Raw genomic sequence first — 14,636 nt, 5'->3', positions numbered from 1 at the left:
AGGGCACGAGCCAGCTATGCGTCCCCCCAACCCTCCCCCGCCGGAACGCTCCGCCGAGCTGCGGCGGCGGTTCGCCGAAGAGGCGCGCTCGGAACGGCCCGATCTGTCGACGCTGTGCCTGCTGGTGGGCGCGGAGGCGGACGGGACGCTGGACGAGGCGGGGATCGATGCCGCGCAGATCGAGCTGGACGGGCTGGCGGGGCAGCTGCCGTTCAGACCCGGGGGGCCTCGGTCGTGGGCGGTGGCGTTGCGGGAGCTGCTCGGCGACCGGTGCGGGTTTCGCGGCTCCGCCGCGGACTACCAGCGCCTTGAGTCGTCGCTGCTGCATGAGGTGCTTCGGCGGCAGCGCGGGCTGCCGATCCTGCTGTCGGTGGTGTGGATGGAGGTCGCGCGGCGCGCGGGGGCCCATGTGTACGGCGTGGCGCTGCCGGGGCACTTCGTGGTCGGGTTCGGGCCCGCGGAGGAGCAGGTGCTGGCCGATCCGTTCGACGGGGGGCGGGTACTGACGGCTTCGGACGCCGAGTTGCTCGTGGCGGGCGCCACGGGAGCGCCGTTGCATGCGTCGATGTTGACGCCGGCTGATCCGCTGGAGGTCATGGTGCGGATCCTGAACAACGTACGGGCCTGGGCCGCGGCTCGACCCGAGCGGTCGGATGTGGCGCTGTGGGGGGTGGAGTTGTCCCTGCTGATGCCCTCGCATCCGGCTCGGCTGCGGTACGAGCGGGCGCAGCTGCTTGTGCAGCGGGGTGACTTCGTCGATGGGGCCGCGGAGTTGGAGGCGTACGCGGAGTTGGTGGGGGCCGTTGATGAGGGTGCAGCTGCGAAGGTGCGGAGGCAGGCGCACGCCGCGCGTGCCATGTTGAACTGAGCGGGCGGGTGCGGGTGTGTGGGGGCCGGTCGCGCCCACGCGGCGGAGCCGCACATCGATACAGCCCCGCGCCCCTGGGTGGGTTGCGGCCGGCCTGCGTCTACAGCCAGCCCTTTTCCCTCGCAATCCTTACCGCCTCCGCCCTGTTCCGTGCCGCCAGTTTCTGGATCGCCGTCGACAGGTAGTTGCGGATCGTGCCCTGCGACAGGTGCAGGGCCGCCGCCAGTTCGGCGTTGGTGGAGCCGTCCTCCGCTGCTCGCAGGATCTCTCGCTCGCGGTCCGTCAGAGGGTTGGCGCCCTCCGCGAGAGCCGCTGCCGCGAGCGTCGGGTCGATGACCCGCTCCCCTGCCAGCACCTTCCTGATCGCCTGGGCCAGTTGGGCGGCGGGGGCGTCCTTGACCAGGAAGGCGTGGGCGCCCGCTTCCATGGCGCTGCGGAGGTAGCCGGGGCGGCCGAAGGTGGTCAGGACGACGAGCTTCACGTCCGGCCGCTCGGCGTGCACCGCGGCGGCCGCCTCGATGCCTGTGGCGCCCGGCATCTCGATGTCCAGCAGGGCCACGTCCACGTCGTGCCGCCGCACCGCCGCCAACACCTCGTCGCCTCTCGCCACTTGCGCCACGACCTCGATGTCGTCCTCCAGGCCGAGCAGGGCGGCCAGGGCCTCGCGGACCATCGACTGGTCCTCGGCCAGGAGCACCTTGATCGTGCGGCTCATGCGCCGGATCCTACGTCCGTGGCCTGGCCGGCGGGGGCCCGGGCGACCAGGCGGAAGCCGTGTCTGACGCGGCCCGCCTCCAGGCTGCCGCCCGCCTTGTCGAGGCGCTCGGTGAGGCCCATGAGGCCGTTGCCGGGACCGCTGCCCGGACCGCCGGAGCCGTCGTCCTCCACGGAGAGTTCGAGCATCGGGCCGTCGAGGGTCTGTCGGCGCAGCAGTTCCACCGTGCAGCGGCGGGCGCCGCTGTGCCGTACGACGTTGGTGACCGCCTCGCGCAGAGCCCAGGCGAGGGCCGTCTCGCTGCCCTCCGGGACACCGGTGAGGTCGGGTTCGGCGGGCAGGTCGGCGGTGACCCCGGCTGCGGTCAACGCGACCTGGGCGCCCGCGATCTCGGCGGAGAGACGGGGGCGGCGGTAGCCCGACACCGCCTCCCGTACGTCGACCATGGCCTGGCGGCTGACCTGTTCGATGTCGGCGACCTGCTGGGCCGCCTTGTCGGGCTGGGCGGGGAGCATCCGGCCGGCGAGTTCGCTCTTCAGCGTGATCAGCGACAGCGAGTGGCCCAGCAGGTCGTGCAGATCGCGGGCCAGGCGCAGACGTTCCTCGTTGGCGGCCAGTTGGGCGACCGTGGCGCGGGCCTCGTGCAACTCGACGGTCGTACGGATGAGTTCGCGTACGCCGGTCATGGCGAAGCCGCCGAGGAGGGCCGGGAAGAGCAGTCCGGCGAGGAACGAGACGCCGCCCGGGACGACCAGGGCGACCGCGGTCATCAGGGCGGACACCGCGGGGATGGTCCAGCGGGCGAACTGGATGGGGAGGGCTGCGCCGGAGGAGATCGCCACGTACACGTACAGGACGAGCCACTCGCGGCCCAGGGTGAGGGAGAGGACGGTCGACTGGGCGGCCAGGACCGCCACCGAGCCGAGCACCAGGGCGTTGGTCTCGCCGCGTCCGGTGCGGAAGATCAGGGCGAAGTACCAGGAGACGAAGGCGACCAGGCCGATCCAGCCGAGGACGCGGACGCCGGCGCTGTGCCCGCCGTGCAGCAGGTCGGAGACGGGTGCACTCAGGTAGACGAGCCAGATGCCGATCCACAGCAGCTTGACGGCCTTCTGTCTGCGGTTCTGGGGCCGCTGCCCGATGCCGATGCCGCTCACGCCTTCAGCGTGTCCTTCCGGTACAGCCAGGCCGCGCCGCCGGTGAACAGGGCGAAGAAGACAGCGAGGACGGCGATGTCCTTGGCGTGCGGGGCCTGGCTCTGCTCGATCGCCTGCCCCAGGGCAGCGTACGCGTGCGTGGGCACCCACTTGGCGATGTCCTGGAGCCACGTCGGGAAGGTCGTCGTCGGGATCCACAGACCGCCGAGGATGGACAGCCCGAAGTAGGTGATCATCGTGATCGGGCGGACCGCGTCCCCGCTCGCGAGGTAGCCGATGGCCACGCCGAGCGCCGCGAAGACGAGGCTGCCGGCCCAGATCGCGCCGGTGAGGGCGAGCCACTGCCAGGCGTCCAGTCGTACGTCCTTCACGACCGCGGCGACGGCGAAGACGACCACGATCGACGGCAGGCTGACCACGGCCGCGCTCGCCGTCTTCGCAAGGACGTAGCCGCGGCCCGGCAGCGAGGTGAGCCGCAGCTGCCGTACCCAGCCGTTCTCCCGCTCCTTGGCGATGCGTTCGCTGTTGCCCATGAGGACCGCGGTGAGGGCGCCGAAGGACGCCATGGAGACCATCATGTAGGTGGGCAGGGTCAGGCCCGTCCCGTCGACCTTCGTGGTGCTGTCGGCGTTGCCCGCGATGAGCAGGAACAGGATCGACGGGTACAGCACGGAGAAGAACAGGAACTTCCTGTTGCGCAGGGCGCGGGTCAGTTCGAGCTTGATCAGGCCGTTCATGACGTACGGGCCTCCTCGGCCTCGGTGATGGCCACGAACGCCTGCTCCAGGCCGAGCCCGGCGACCTCGATGTTGCGGGGGTAGAGGCCTAGGCCGTAGAGGGCGTGGACGGTGGCGTCGGCGTCGGAGGACCGGATGCGGACGGTGTGGCCGGACACGTCGAGATACGTCAGGAAGGGCAGCGCCCGCAGCACTGTCTCGTCGACGGCGTCCCGCAGGTCGAAGGAGATCCTGCGTGCCCCCGCCTTCGCCTTGATCTCGGCCGCCGTGCCGTCGGCCAGCAGTCGGCCGCGGTGCAGCACCAGCACCCGGTCGGCGATGGCGTCGGCCTCCTCCAGGTAGTGCGTGGCGAACAGCACGGTCCGCCCTTGGTCGGCCTGCTCGCGCATGGTGGCCCAGAAGGCCTGGCGGGCGGTGACGTCCATGCCGGTGGTCGGCTCGTCCAGGACGATCAGGTCACTGTCGCCCGCGGTCGCGAGGGCGAAGCGGACACGCTGGGCCTGGCCGCCGGAGAGCTTGTCGACCTTGCGGTCGGCGATCTGCGAGATCCCGGCCCGGGCGAGGACGTCGTTCGCCGGGGACGGCTTCGGGTGCAGGGCGCAGGCCAGCCGCACCAGTTCGGCGACCGTGACCTCGTCCATCAGCCCGCCGCTCTGCAGCATCGCGCCCACCCGCCCGGCGACGATGGCCTCGCGCGGACTCGTGCCGAAGACGCGGACCGAGCCGGTGTCCGGCTGCTTGAGGCCGAGCAGCAGGTCGAGGGTGGTCGATTTGCCGGCACCGTTGGGACCCAGCAGCGCCACGGTCTCTCCGGGGCGCAGGGTCAGGGTCAGGCCGTCCACGGCCCGGACGGTGCCGTATGTCTTGCTCACCTGGTCGAACGCGACCACTGTCGTTGTCATGTGGTCCAGAGTGGCGCTCCGGACCCGTCGCCCGGCAGTGTCGGCGGTCCTGACTGCCATATGACAGATGTCATGACGGCCCACGGCGGCCGACCAGCCGTCGGCTCAGGTCAGCGGAGGACCTGGGCCGCCTTCCGCAGAGCGTTCCGCCACATCTGCCGAACGTCTTCGAGCTCCTGCTTGTTGGCCTTGATGATCTTGTTCTGGTAAGCGGTCTCGACGGACTGCCAAACCGTCACGTAGTCGACCTGCTGCTTGCACTTCACATCGGCCACCGCGGTGGCGATCTCGCGAGCGCCGACCTTCTTCGGAGCGGCGGAGTCCCCCTCGCCCTTGCCCCACCAGGCCGGGTCGCCGGCGGCGGCATGGGGATCCGCGTAGGTGTGGCCGACCTTCTTCATACAGGCACTCCACTTGGCGTTCACGGCCTTGGCCCGGCTGTCCACCTCTGTACGTTTCCAGCCTTGCTGCTGCGCAAGGTCGACGGCGGTCAACGCCTCCAGCCGGAGCAGGCCCATCTGCTTGAGGGCCTCGCCTCGGCAGCCGCCCGTGAGGCTCGTTCCGGTCGTCGCCCCGTCACGGCCGGTGTAGGCCTTGGTGAGCGCATCCGTCATGAGGGCCTTGCGCTTCTTCTCCTGCCGGGCTTCCTCGGCCAGTTGCTCGACCGTCACGCCGACCGGCGGGGCCAGATGATAGCCGTACACGCGCACGGCTTCGGGGTCGATGACCCCGTAGCGCCGCTCATTGGCCGAGCGTGCCACACCAAGCCGCTTCAGACGAGCGGGCCAGGTATGTCCCTTCGCCTTCATACACGTCCCGGCCAGTTCGTCGACGGCCTGGTCGAGAACGGCTCGCTGCTCCGCGCTGACACCATAGGAATCAAGGGGAAGGACCGGTACCGGAACACCGGCCACGGTCTTCGTGGCCGGGGAAGAAGAAGTCTCGGGCTTGCTCGCCGTCCGGCCACCCGATTGACATGCCGACAGCACCACAACGGAGAGGGCGGCAACGCCGACGGCCACTGAACTCTTCCGCATCACGTCAGACACTTTCTTCGATGGAGAAGCCCCGAACGGGATGCGCCCCGGGAAAGGGGCGCATCGTCGCGTTCAGTTCGGGCAGGCGGAGTTCGAGCCGAAGCAGTGCGAACTCGCCGTGTTGTCGTTGGCCACCTGATTGATCTGCTCGCCCGGGGGAAAAGCGGTGAGGTTACCGGTGTAACCGGAGTATTGGTAGAAGTACACCAAGGTGTCGGGGTCCATGTTCTTCACTGAGGACATGGTGTTGTCGATGAGGGTGCTGGTGCCGTAGTAAGTGCTGCCGTTGTAGTCGGACTTGCTGTAGAGCGTGTCGTACAGGCCGCCGCTGTAGTTCGCGAGTCTGTAAATGCAGACCTCGCCGCCATTCGAGGACTCACACACACCGTTGTAGCTGCCGGCGGACGCGGTGCCGCTGAACCCCAAAACCAGCGCCGCGCTCGCCAGGCCCACGAGGGCTTTCTTCCTTGCGCTCATCCACTCACCATTCCTGTACTCGTACCCGCTGAAGTCGGCAGGGCGCTGGAATGAGCGCACGACGAATCCCCGACCCCATGGGGTGAACTTGGTTCGGCCCATGCGCTGAAGTGATCTTAGAAGGCCATATGGGCACAGAAGCGATCAGTTTCGGTCATTCGCAAGCAGTATCTGGACACCCTCCGAACGTGAGGGGGCGCCCCGGCCATGGACCGGGGCGCCCCCTCAAACTGCTCGCCGCTAACTCGGGTTCGTCTCGATGGTGACATCCCGGTTGGTCGTGCTCAGCAGGGCCTGGCGGAGAGCGCCGTAGACGTCCTGGGGAGTGACGGCCGTCTTCTCGCCGGTGCTCCGCGTGATCAGCACGCCGTCGAAGGTCTGGCCGTACAGCCCCTTGAGCGCGTTCAGGTCGGGACTGTCGACGAGCTTGCCCTCCACGGCCTTCACCCTGAGGAACTTCCACAAGGAGTTCTGCGGGCTGAACTCAATGAAGTGGGTGGCATCCGTCCTCACGATGACGTTGGCCGACATCGCGGGCGTCGCGAAGGCTTTCATCTCCCGGTCGACCTCGGCGTTCGAGACCGTCGGCTGCTGCGTGGTCGTCGGCAGCTTGACCGGCGTCGACGTGCCGGACTCCACCTGGGCGCGGTAGGCCTCCTCGACCGCCTCGGTCGACTGGGCCACGCTGATGCCCTTGCCCGCCTTGCCGTACACGGCGACGGCCTTGCCGCTCTGGAACTTGATCGTGCCCTCGGTCACCGATCCTGCGCCGCCCGCGGCGCCCTCCAGGGAGGCCTTGAGCTTCTCCTCGTCGACCGGCATGACCGGGTCGACGAGACGGTGGTTGCCGAAGAGCGAGCCGATGACCGACACCGGGTTGTAGTCGCTGCCCGCGGCCGCACGGACGGTGGCCTGCTCGTCGAACTGGAGGCCAGCCTGGTCCGGCTTGAGCGACACCGTGTTGCCGTCGACGCTCAGCTTCAGCGCCTTGTTCGTACGGTCGCCGAAGGCGTCGTCGAGCTTCTTGACGGCGTCGTCGCGGGTGCCGCCGCCGATGTCGACGCCGAGCACGGTGGTGCCCTTGGGTACGTCCGAGTGGTTCATCAGCAGGCCGGCGCCGTAGGCGACACCGGCGACGACGAACACGCCGCCACCGATCAGGGCCAGCTTGTTGCGCCCCTTCTTCTTCCGGGGCGCCGCCGCGGGCGCGTCCTGCGAGGCCGGCTCGGGCCGCTTCGCAGGCGTGTGCGGCAGCGGTCCGTCGGGGTGGGTGCCGGGCGCGAACGGGGAGTTGGCGGCGCCGGCCGGCACGACGGGGATGCCACTGGTGACGGTGTGTCCGGAGACGTTGTCCGGGGCCGGGTAGCCCGGCTCGGGGGCCGGCTTCTGCGGCGTGAGGATCGCGGTGTCGTCGCTCAGACCACCGCCGGGGCCGAGCCCTGCGGGCGCCGAGCCCGGACCGCCGAGGCCGGCGCGGGGGACGCCGCCGGGGGGCGTACCGGGACCGCCGGGGCCGGAGGGGCCGGTGGGTCCACCCGGCCCGCGCGGCGCACCGCCTGGGCCGGCGTAACCAGCGGGAGCACCGCCAGGGCCGCCGGGACCGCCGAAGTCACCGCCCGGTCCGCCCGGTCCGCCCGGAGCGCCGAAGTCGTGTGTGAAGCCGCTGGGCGCGCCGCCGAACCCGTCGGGTCCACGGCCGCCGGGCCCTACGCCGATCGGGGGCACGATCGGACCGTCACCGGTGACGGGGCCGCCGGTCGGGCCCGCGGGTCCCTGCGGTCCGCCGGAGCCACTGCGACCGCCCGGCCCGCTGAAGCCGCTCGGCCCGCCGGGGCCGGCGGGGCCGCCCTGGCCGTTCCGGCCGCCGTAGCCGCCCGGTCCGCCCGAACCGCCCTGGGGGCCGCGGTCGTTGTCCGAGAAGTACGGCAGGTCGTCACGCGTCGGTTCGGCGCCGCCCGACCCGGGGCGAGCCCCGTTTCCGGCGGCCAGCGCTTCGGTCACGTCGAAGGAGCCGGTGCCGCCGCCATGACCGGGAGCCACGGGCCCACCGGTGGCGCCGGGCAGCCCGGAACCGTTCGTACCGCCCGGCCGGGACCCGCCCGGCGCGCTCATGGAACCGACCACACCGCCGGGACGACCGGTACCGGGAGCGCTCGGACGCACAGCACCGGGAGCGCCCGCGCCACCGGAGGGGCCGGGACCCGAACCACCGGACGGCGCACCCCCGTTGGTGGAGCCACCGCCCTGACCGCCCTTGCCCTTCGCGGACGGACGCGGGGCGAACCAGTCGCTCGTCTTCTCCTCGGCGGCGCCCTGGGGGGCGGCCGGCTCGGCAGGCGGCGCGACGGTGCCCGTGCCCGTCGCCGTCGCCGAACCGGGCGCCGGGGAAGGGGCGTCTCTGTCGTCCGCGGTGTCGGCGTCCGCGACGGGTGTGCGCACGACGACCGGCGGAATGGGCCGCGATCCGGGGATGTTGATCCGGACCCGGGTCGTCAGCGTGGTCTCGGTCTTGCGTTCCTCCGGCTGCGCGGCCGCACGGCCCGTGTCCGGACCGTCGCCGGGGACCGCGGGGATCCCGTACGGCGGCGTACCCGAGGGGTAGGCGGCTCCGCCGCGCCCGTTGGGCCCGGAGGACGGACTGTCAGTTTCACGACTCAAGGCAGGTTCTCCCGGTTGGCTCCGCCGCCCGTTTCGACCTCAACACTGTTCGGGCGGCTCGGCGGCGGCACCACCATACTGGCCACTTCCCACCCGTATCCCACGACCGCCTGGGAAACCCACACCGGACCAACACGAGCACGCTGTGCTTTGTGGGGGACACCCCCACACCTCCGAAAGGCGAAGTGTTACGTCATTTGCCAAGTCGGACGGCATCGCCACCCGGTTGCCGCCCTGGGCCAAGGGTGGCGCAGATCACAGCCACAGCCATACCGCCGAGGAGGAAGAGATAGGAGCCGCCTCCCGCGGAGAACACGAAGTCACCCTCGGGACGGCTTGCGGTGAGCAGGATGACGGCGAGCATCCAGCCGCCGGCCGGCGCGACGGCCCCGCCCCGGCTGCGTGCGGCGAGCGCCCCGCCGAGCAGGGCCCCGGCCTCACCGGCGAGGGCGAGCAGCAGCCCGCCCGGGGTCCACGCGGACTGCACCAGCGCCCCGGCCACACCGACGATCGCGCCGAGCACGAAGAGGCCCAGATAGGCGACGGCCCGCCCGGCGGACGGGCGGTGCAGGGGCTGGGCGAGCATGGAGCCCGGCTGGCCCTGCCGGGTCATGACGCCTCCCCGAGGCCGGCGAACAGATCCGTCTCCCGCGGCTCGCCACGCTCCCCGCGCACCAACTCGTAGTACTCACTGGTGACGAGGGGTTGTGCCAGTTCGTTGGAGAGCGCGAAGCAGCCGTCCGCCACCTCGATCTGCGTGGCGTGCGCGCGCATCGCGGCGGCCTTGGCGCGCACAAAAGCCCTGCCGTCGATCTCGGTGGTGATGCGCTCGTCGGGCACCACACCGGGCACGTCGGCCACGGCGGCGACCTTGGAGAAGGGCAGGGACGGCAGATCCTTCGCAACCCGGGCGAGGGTGGCTTCGGCCACCGAACGCGGCACGCGGTTCCAGTAGACCTTGGGGATCCGCCAGCCCGCCTCGGCGGCCAGTTCGGCGGCGCGCATGGCGACGCGGTGGGCCTGGATGTGGTCGGGGTGGCCGTACCCGCCGTTGTCGTCATAAGTGACGAGGACCTGCGGACGCACCTCCAGGATCACGGCCACCAGACAACGGGCCGCTTCGTCGACGTCCGCCTGCCAGAAGCAGGCCGGGTCGTCGTTGTCGGGCAGGCCCATCATCCCGGAGTCGGTGTAGCGGCCCACGCCGCCCAGCAGCCTGAAGTCCTCGACGCCGAGTGCGCGCATCGCCTCGGCCAGCTCGCGCCGCCGGTGCTCGCCGAGGGCGGCGCCGGTGAGATGCCGCAGTTCGGGCGGGATGACCTCACCGCGTTCGCCGAGGGTGCAGGTGACCAGGGTCACCTGGGCGCCCTGGGCGGCGTACTCGGCCATGGTGGTGCCGTTGTTGATCGACTCGTCGTCCGGGTGCGCGTGCACCAGCAGCAGACGCCGAGCGGGCAGGTCCGTCATGGACCCCACCCTACGAGGCCTCAGAACTTGATGCTGCTGATCATCCCGGCGATGTTCGTCGTCAGGTCGCTGATGGTGGGAGCGATGGTCGAAGAGGCGAGATAGAAGCCCAGCAACATGCAGACGACCGCGTGTCCCGCTTTCAGGCCTGACTTCTTGACCAGCAGGAAGACGACGATGGCCAGCAGCACAACCGCCGAGATCGAGAGTGCCACGGCGGCTCACCTCCAGTCAGAGCAGGGCACCTTGTAAATCCATACGACAGCCAGCAGGTTCATACCCACGCAGCGGTAGTGATCATAACTATCGGTGCGTGCGCATTCGTCGGCGCACGACCGCACAAGGGGGCGCATGGCCAATATGGTCGGGGCATGACGACAGAGCCCGACTCCTTCCCCCGACGGCATGCCCGCACCCAGCGCTTCACGCTCGGCGCACCGCGGTCGTTCACCGTGGCGCCCGACGGTTCCCGTGTCGTTTTCCTGCGCTCGGGTTCCGGGACAGACCGGGTGAATTCGCTCTGGGTGCTCGACCTCCCGGACGCCGGGGAGCGCGTGGCGGCCGACCCGCGCGCCCTGCTGGGCGACACGTCGGAGAACCTCTCGCCCGAGGAGCGGGCGCGCCGCGAGCGCAGCCGTGAGTCCGGCGGCGGCATCGTCGGCTACGCCACCGACACGGCCGTCGAGTTGGCCTCCTTCGCGCTGTCGGGGCGGCTGTTCACGGCGGAGCTGCGGGCCGGCACGGCACGCGAACTCCCCGCCCCCGGACCGGTGATCGACCCGCGCCCCTCCCCCGACGGACGGCACATCGCCTACGTCGTCCAGGGCGCCCTGCGGGTCGTGGGCGCCGAGGGCGAGGGCGACCGGGCGCTCGCGGAGCCGGAGTCGGAGCAAGTGACGTACGGACTGGCCGAGTTCATCGCGGCCGAGGAGATGGGCCGCTCCCGCGGCTTCTGGTGGGCGCCGGACGCGGACCGGCTGCTGGTCGCGCGGGCGGACGACACGCCGGTGCAGCGGTGGTGGATCTCCGACCCGGCCCATCCGGAACGTGACCCGGACCACGTCGCGTACCCGAGGGCGGGCAGCGCCAACGCGGAGGTCCGGCTGTTCGTGATCGGGCTCGACGGGACCCGCACGGAGGTCGTCTGGGACCGGAAGCGCTACCCGTATCTGGCGCATGTGCACTGGTCAGCGGCGGGTGCGCCGCTGTTGCTCGTCCAGGCCCGGGACCAGCGCAGCCAGCTCTTCCTGGCCGTGGAACCGGACACCGGCGCGACCCGTATGGTGCACGCGGACGAAGATCCAACATGGCTTGAACTTTTCCCCGGGGTGCCCTGCTGGACCCCCTCCGGACGACTGGTGCGGATCGTCGACGAGGGCGGCGCCCGTGCCCTCGCGGTCGGTGAACGCCCGCTGACCGGACCGCAGTTGCATCTGCGCGCGGTACTGGACGTCTCGGACGACGACGTGCTGGTCTCGGCGTCGGCGGGCGAGGACGCGGCCGACCCCGAGACCGGCGAGGTGCACGTCTACCGGGTGAACGAGCTCGGCATGGAGCGCATCTCACAGGAGCCCGGCGTGCACTCGGCGGTGCGCTCCGGGGGCGTGACCGTGCTGGCGTCGGCGGTGCCGGACACGCCCGGGGCGCAGGTGCAGGTGCTGCGCGACGGAAAGCGGGCGGCGACCGTCACGTCGTACGCCGAAGATCCCGGAATGTCCCCGCGCGTGGTCCTCACCGAAGGGGGCGCACGGCGTATCCCATGCGCCGTGTTGTTGCCTCATGACTACCAGGGGGACGCCCCCCTTCCGGTCTTGCTGGATCCATATGGCGGTCCGCACGGGCCGCGTGTGGTCGCCGCGCACAACGCGCACCTCACCTCGCAGTGGTTCGCCGACCAGGGCTTCGCGGTGGTCGTCGCCGACGGCCGCGGCACCCCCGGCCGCTCCCCCGCCTGGGAGAAGGCGATCCACCACGACCTCACGGTCTCCCTCGACGACCAGATCGAGGCGTTGCAGGATCTCGCGAAGAGCCACCCCCTGGATCTGACCCGGGTGGCCATCCGCGGCTGGTCGTACGGCGGCTGGCTCGCCGCGCTGGCGGTGCTGCGCCGTCCGGACGTCTTCCACGCGGGCATCGCGGGCGCCCCGGTCACGGACTGGCGGCTGTACGACACGCACTACACGGAGCGTTATCTGGGCGACCCGGCCACGCACCCGGAGTCGTACGCGAAGAGTTCCCTGATCACCGACGACGGTCTGTCCGCACCCGCCGAGCAGCACCGGCCGCTGATGATCGTGCACGGGCTGGCCGACGACAACGTCGTGTTCGCGCACGCCCTGCGACTGTCCTCGGCCCTGCTGTCGGCCGGCCGTCCGCACGAGGTGCTGCCGCTGTCGGGGGTCACGCACATGACGCCGCAGGAGCAGGTCGCCGAGAATCTGCTGCTGCTCCAGGTGGACTTCCTGAAGCGGGCGCTGGGGTCGGCCTAGACGGCAACGGGCCGGGGCGACATGGCGCGCCCCGGCCCGTTTACGGCACCCGCACGGCCGTACGTCGTAGAGATTGACTCGTCCGTATATCGGAAACGGGTCGGCGGAGTTGCCTCTGTGTTACTCCGTGTTCTCGACCGGTACGACCTGTTTCTCCTCCGCGAAGTGGCACGCGGAGTCGTGCGCAGCCGGGCCGCCGGCGAACCGGAACTCCGCGGGCACCGCGAGCGCGGGCACCTCCAGTTCGCAGCGCTCCTGCGCCTTCCAGCAGCGGGTGCGGAAGCGGCAGCCGGAGGGGATGTTCGTCGGGGACGGGACATCGCCCGCGAGGATGATCCGCTCCCGGTGCTCACGGGCGTCGGGGTCCGGGACGGGCACGGCGGACAGCAGCGCCTGCGTGTAGGGGTGGGTCGGATGGTCGTAGATCTCGGCGTCCCGTCCGGTCTCCACGATCCGCCCGAGGTACATCACCCCGACCCGGTCCGAGATGTGCCGGACGATGGACAGGTCGTGCGCGATGAAGAGGTACGACAGCTCGAACTCGTCCTGGAGCCTGTCCATCAGGTTGATCACCTGCGCCTGGACCGAGACGTCCAGCGCCGACACCGGCTCGTCGGCGACGATCACCTCGGGGCGCAGGGCCAACCCCCTTGCGATGCCGATGCGTTGGCGCTGGCCGCCCGAGAACTGGTGCGGGTAGCGGTTGATGTACTCCGGGTTGAGACCGACGACGTCCAGCAGGTCCTGGACCCGCTTGCGCCGGTCGCCCTTCGGGGCCACCTCGGGGTGGATGTCGTACGGCTCACCGATGATGTCGCCGACCGTCATCCGCGGGTTGAGCGAGGTGTACGGGTCCTGGAACACCATCTGGATGTTGCGACGGACCGCCTTGAGCGCCTTGCCCGACAGCTTGGTGATGTCCTCGCCCTTGTACCGGATCGACCCGGCGGTCGGCTTCTCCAGGTTGACCAGCATCTTGGCGACCGTGGACTTGCCGCAGCCGGACTCGCCGACGATGCCGAGGGTTTCGCCGCGGGCGAGTTCGAAGTCGACGCCGTCGACGGCCTTGACGGCGCCGACCTGCTTCTTGAAGAGGATGCCGGTGGTGAGCGGGTAGTGCTTGACGAGGCCGCTGACCTCCAGGATGGGCTCAGCCATGCAGGCACTCCCTCCAGAAGTGGCAGGCGCTGCCCCGCTCTTCGGACACCTCGAACAGCGGCGGCTCGTCCGTGCGGCACACGTCCTGCGCCATGGGGCAGCGCGGGTTGAAGGCGCAGCCGGGCGGGATGTTCATGAGGTTCGGCGGCAGGCCCTTGATGGCGTAGAGCTCCTGGCCCTTCTGGTCCAGGCGCGGGATGGAGTCCAGCAGACCGCGGGTGTACGGGTGGGCGGGCGCCTTGTAGATGTCGTGGACCGGCGCCGACTCGACGATCCGGCCCGCGTACATCACGGCGATCCGGTCGGCGACGTCGGCGACCACGCCGAGGTCGTGGGTGATGAGGATCAGGCCCATGTTGTACTCGCGCTGCAACTCGGCGAGCAGATCCATGACCTGGGCCTGGACGGTGACGTCGAGGGCGGTGGTCGGCTCGTCGGCGATGATCAGGGCGGGCTCCAGGGCCATCGCCATCGCGATCATGATGCGCTGGCGCATACCGCCGGAGAACTGGTGGGGATAGTCGCGCACGCGCTGTCCGGCGCCCGGGATGCGGACCCGGTCCATCAGCTCGATCGCCTTGGCCCGCGCGTCCTTCCTCGACAGGCCCCGGTGCACCACGAACATCTCGCCGAGCTGGTCGCCCACGGAGAGCACGGGGTTCAGCGAGGACAGCGCGTCCTGGAAGATCATCGCCATCTCTGCCCCGCGGATCCTCCGCCTCTCCTCCTCCTTCAGCTTCAGCAGGTCCTTGCCCTGGAAGAGCACCTCACCGCCGGTGACCCGGCCCGGCGGCATGTCCAGAATCCCCATGATCGTCTGCGCGGTCACGGACTTCCCCGACCCCGACTCACCGAGCACGGCGAGCGTCTCGCCCGCCTCCACGCCGTAACTGACCCCGTTGACCGCCTTGGCGATCCCGTCCCTGGTCCTGAACTCCACCTGCAGATCCCGCACTTCGAGCAGCATGCGG

14 protein-coding genes are annotated in these 14,636 nt (G+C 70.5%); 2 read left to right on the top strand and 12 right to left on the bottom strand.

Annotated elements, in window-relative coordinates; translation table 11 throughout:
* Positions 1-16 precede the first annotated feature (16 nt).
* The gene (locus tag ACIHFB_RS28370; protein ID WP_365284402.1) at positions 17-868 is read left to right on the top strand and encodes a transglutaminase-like domain-containing protein; all 852 of its coding nucleotides are present in this window, start codon (positions 17-19) and stop codon (positions 866-868) included.
* Between the two features lie 100 nt (positions 869-968).
* Here ACIHFB_RS28370 and ACIHFB_RS28365 read toward each other — a convergent pair whose 3' ends face one another.
* The 10 genes from ACIHFB_RS28365 to ACIHFB_RS28320 all read right to left on the bottom strand — a co-directional run bounded on the left by ACIHFB_RS28365 (position 969) and on the right by ACIHFB_RS28320 (position 10,233).
* Complete coding sequence (locus ACIHFB_RS28365; protein ID WP_365284400.1) at positions 969-1,583, bottom strand: response regulator transcription factor; 615 nt, start codon at positions 1,581-1,583, stop codon at positions 969-971.
* Positions 1,580-2,740, bottom strand: a complete 1,161-nt coding sequence (locus tag ACIHFB_RS28360) for a sensor histidine kinase (protein ID WP_400128382.1) — start codon at positions 2,738-2,740, stop codon at positions 1,580-1,582. The genes ACIHFB_RS28365 and ACIHFB_RS28360 overlap by 4 nt, the downstream gene beginning before the upstream one ends.
* On the bottom strand, positions 2,737-3,477 hold the full coding sequence (locus ACIHFB_RS28355; protein ID WP_365284396.1) for an ABC transporter permease: 741 nt from the start codon (positions 3,475-3,477) through the stop codon (positions 2,737-2,739). Before ACIHFB_RS28355 ends, ACIHFB_RS28360 begins: the two co-directional genes overlap by 4 nt.
* Positions 3,474-4,379, bottom strand: a complete 906-nt coding sequence (locus ACIHFB_RS28350) for an ABC transporter ATP-binding protein (RefSeq protein WP_400128380.1) — start codon at positions 4,377-4,379, stop codon at positions 3,474-3,476. The genes ACIHFB_RS28355 and ACIHFB_RS28350 overlap by 4 nt, the downstream gene beginning before the upstream one ends.
* Before the next feature lie 110 nt (positions 4,380-4,489).
* Complete coding sequence (locus ACIHFB_RS28345; protein WP_365284392.1) at positions 4,490-5,401, bottom strand: hypothetical protein; 912 nt, start codon at positions 5,399-5,401, stop codon at positions 4,490-4,492.
* 87 nt (positions 5,402-5,488) lie between these two features.
* Positions 5,489-5,893, bottom strand: a complete 405-nt coding sequence (locus ACIHFB_RS28340; protein ID WP_365284390.1) for a peptidase inhibitor family I36 protein — start codon at positions 5,891-5,893, stop codon at positions 5,489-5,491.
* A gap of 240 nt (positions 5,894-6,133) precedes the next feature.
* Positions 6,134-8,551, bottom strand: a complete 2,418-nt coding sequence (locus ACIHFB_RS28335; protein ID WP_400128377.1) for a hypothetical protein — start codon at positions 8,549-8,551, stop codon at positions 6,134-6,136.
* Between the two features lie 193 nt (positions 8,552-8,744).
* Positions 8,745-9,164: a DUF6113 family protein gene (locus tag ACIHFB_RS28330; protein ID WP_365284386.1), complete on the bottom strand. Its 420-nt coding sequence runs from the start codon at positions 9,162-9,164 to the stop codon at positions 8,745-8,747.
* Positions 9,161-10,018 (bottom strand): N-acetyl-1-D-myo-inositol-2-amino-2-deoxy-alpha-D-glucopyranoside deacetylase, encoded by an 858-nt coding sequence (gene mshB, locus ACIHFB_RS28325; RefSeq protein WP_365284384.1) that lies wholly within the window; start codon positions 10,016-10,018, stop codon positions 9,161-9,163. Before mshB ends, ACIHFB_RS28330 begins: the two co-directional genes overlap by 4 nt.
* Before the next feature lie 20 nt (positions 10,019-10,038).
* Entirely contained in the window at positions 10,039-10,233 is a 195-nt protein-coding gene (locus ACIHFB_RS28320; RefSeq protein ID WP_365284382.1) for a hypothetical protein, read from the bottom strand.
* A gap of 156 nt (positions 10,234-10,389) precedes the next feature.
* Between ACIHFB_RS28320 and ACIHFB_RS28315 the strand changes: the two genes are divergently transcribed.
* Complete coding sequence (locus ACIHFB_RS28315; protein WP_400128374.1) at positions 10,390-12,507, top strand: prolyl oligopeptidase family serine peptidase; 2,118 nt, start codon at positions 10,390-10,392, stop codon at positions 12,505-12,507.
* A 120-nt stretch (positions 12,508-12,627) separates the two neighbouring features.
* Here the strand turns inward: ACIHFB_RS28315 and ACIHFB_RS28310 are convergent, their stop codons facing one another.
* Both ACIHFB_RS28310 and ACIHFB_RS28305 read right to left on the bottom strand, forming a co-directional pair.
* Positions 12,628-13,665 (bottom strand): dipeptide ABC transporter ATP-binding protein, encoded by a 1,038-nt coding sequence (locus tag ACIHFB_RS28310; RefSeq protein ID WP_365284378.1) that lies wholly within the window; start codon positions 13,663-13,665, stop codon positions 12,628-12,630.
* Positions 13,658-14,632, bottom strand: coding sequence for an ABC transporter ATP-binding protein (locus tag ACIHFB_RS28305; RefSeq protein ID WP_400128371.1), 975 nt, complete (start codon positions 14,630-14,632; stop codon positions 13,658-13,660). The genes ACIHFB_RS28310 and ACIHFB_RS28305 overlap by 8 nt, the downstream gene beginning before the upstream one ends.
* Between the last annotated feature and the right edge of the window lie 4 nt (positions 14,633-14,636).

Source organism: Streptomyces sp. NPDC051963 (assembly GCF_044593495.1).
In the GTDB taxonomy this organism is placed as follows: Bacteria; Actinomycetota; Actinomycetes; order Streptomycetales; family Streptomycetaceae; genus Streptomyces.
The sequence above is the reverse complement of the archived record's forward strand: the minus strand, read 5'-3'. Positions and strand labels throughout refer to the sequence as shown.

What these genes read in the sequence shown, in the direction of transcription:
- ACIHFB_RS28370 (WP_365284402.1), top strand. Translation starts at nt 17, where the DNA reads ATGCGTCCCCCCAACCCTCCCCCGCCGGAACGCTCCGCCGAGCTGCGG.
- ACIHFB_RS28365 (WP_365284400.1), bottom strand. Translation starts at nt 1,583, where the DNA reads ATGAGCCGCACGATCAAGGTGCTCCTGGCCGAGGACCAGTCGATGGTC.
- ACIHFB_RS28355 (WP_365284396.1), bottom strand. Translation starts at nt 3,477, where the DNA reads ATGAACGGCCTGATCAAGCTCGAACTGACCCGCGCCCTGCGCAACAGG.
- ACIHFB_RS28350 (WP_400128380.1), bottom strand. Translation starts at nt 4,379, where the DNA reads ATGACAACGACAGTGGTCGCGTTCGACCAGGTGAGCAAGACATACGGC.
- ACIHFB_RS28340 (WP_365284390.1), bottom strand. Translation starts at nt 5,893, where the DNA reads ATGAGCGCAAGGAAGAAAGCCCTCGTGGGCCTGGCGAGCGCGGCGCTG.
- ACIHFB_RS28330 (WP_365284386.1), bottom strand. Translation starts at nt 9,164, where the DNA reads ATGACCCGGCAGGGCCAGCCGGGCTCCATGCTCGCCCAGCCCCTGCAC.
- mshB (WP_365284384.1), bottom strand. Translation starts at nt 10,018, where the DNA reads ATGACGGACCTGCCCGCTCGGCGTCTGCTGCTGGTGCACGCGCACCCG.
- ACIHFB_RS28315 (WP_400128374.1), top strand. Translation starts at nt 10,390, where the DNA reads ATGACGACAGAGCCCGACTCCTTCCCCCGACGGCATGCCCGCACCCAG.
- ACIHFB_RS28310 (WP_365284378.1), bottom strand. Translation starts at nt 13,665, where the DNA reads ATGGCTGAGCCCATCCTGGAGGTCAGCGGCCTCGTCAAGCACTACCCG.
- ACIHFB_RS28305 (WP_400128371.1), bottom strand. Translation starts at nt 14,632, where the DNA reads ATGCTGCTCGAAGTGCGGGATCTGCAGGTGGAGTTCAGGACCAGGGAC.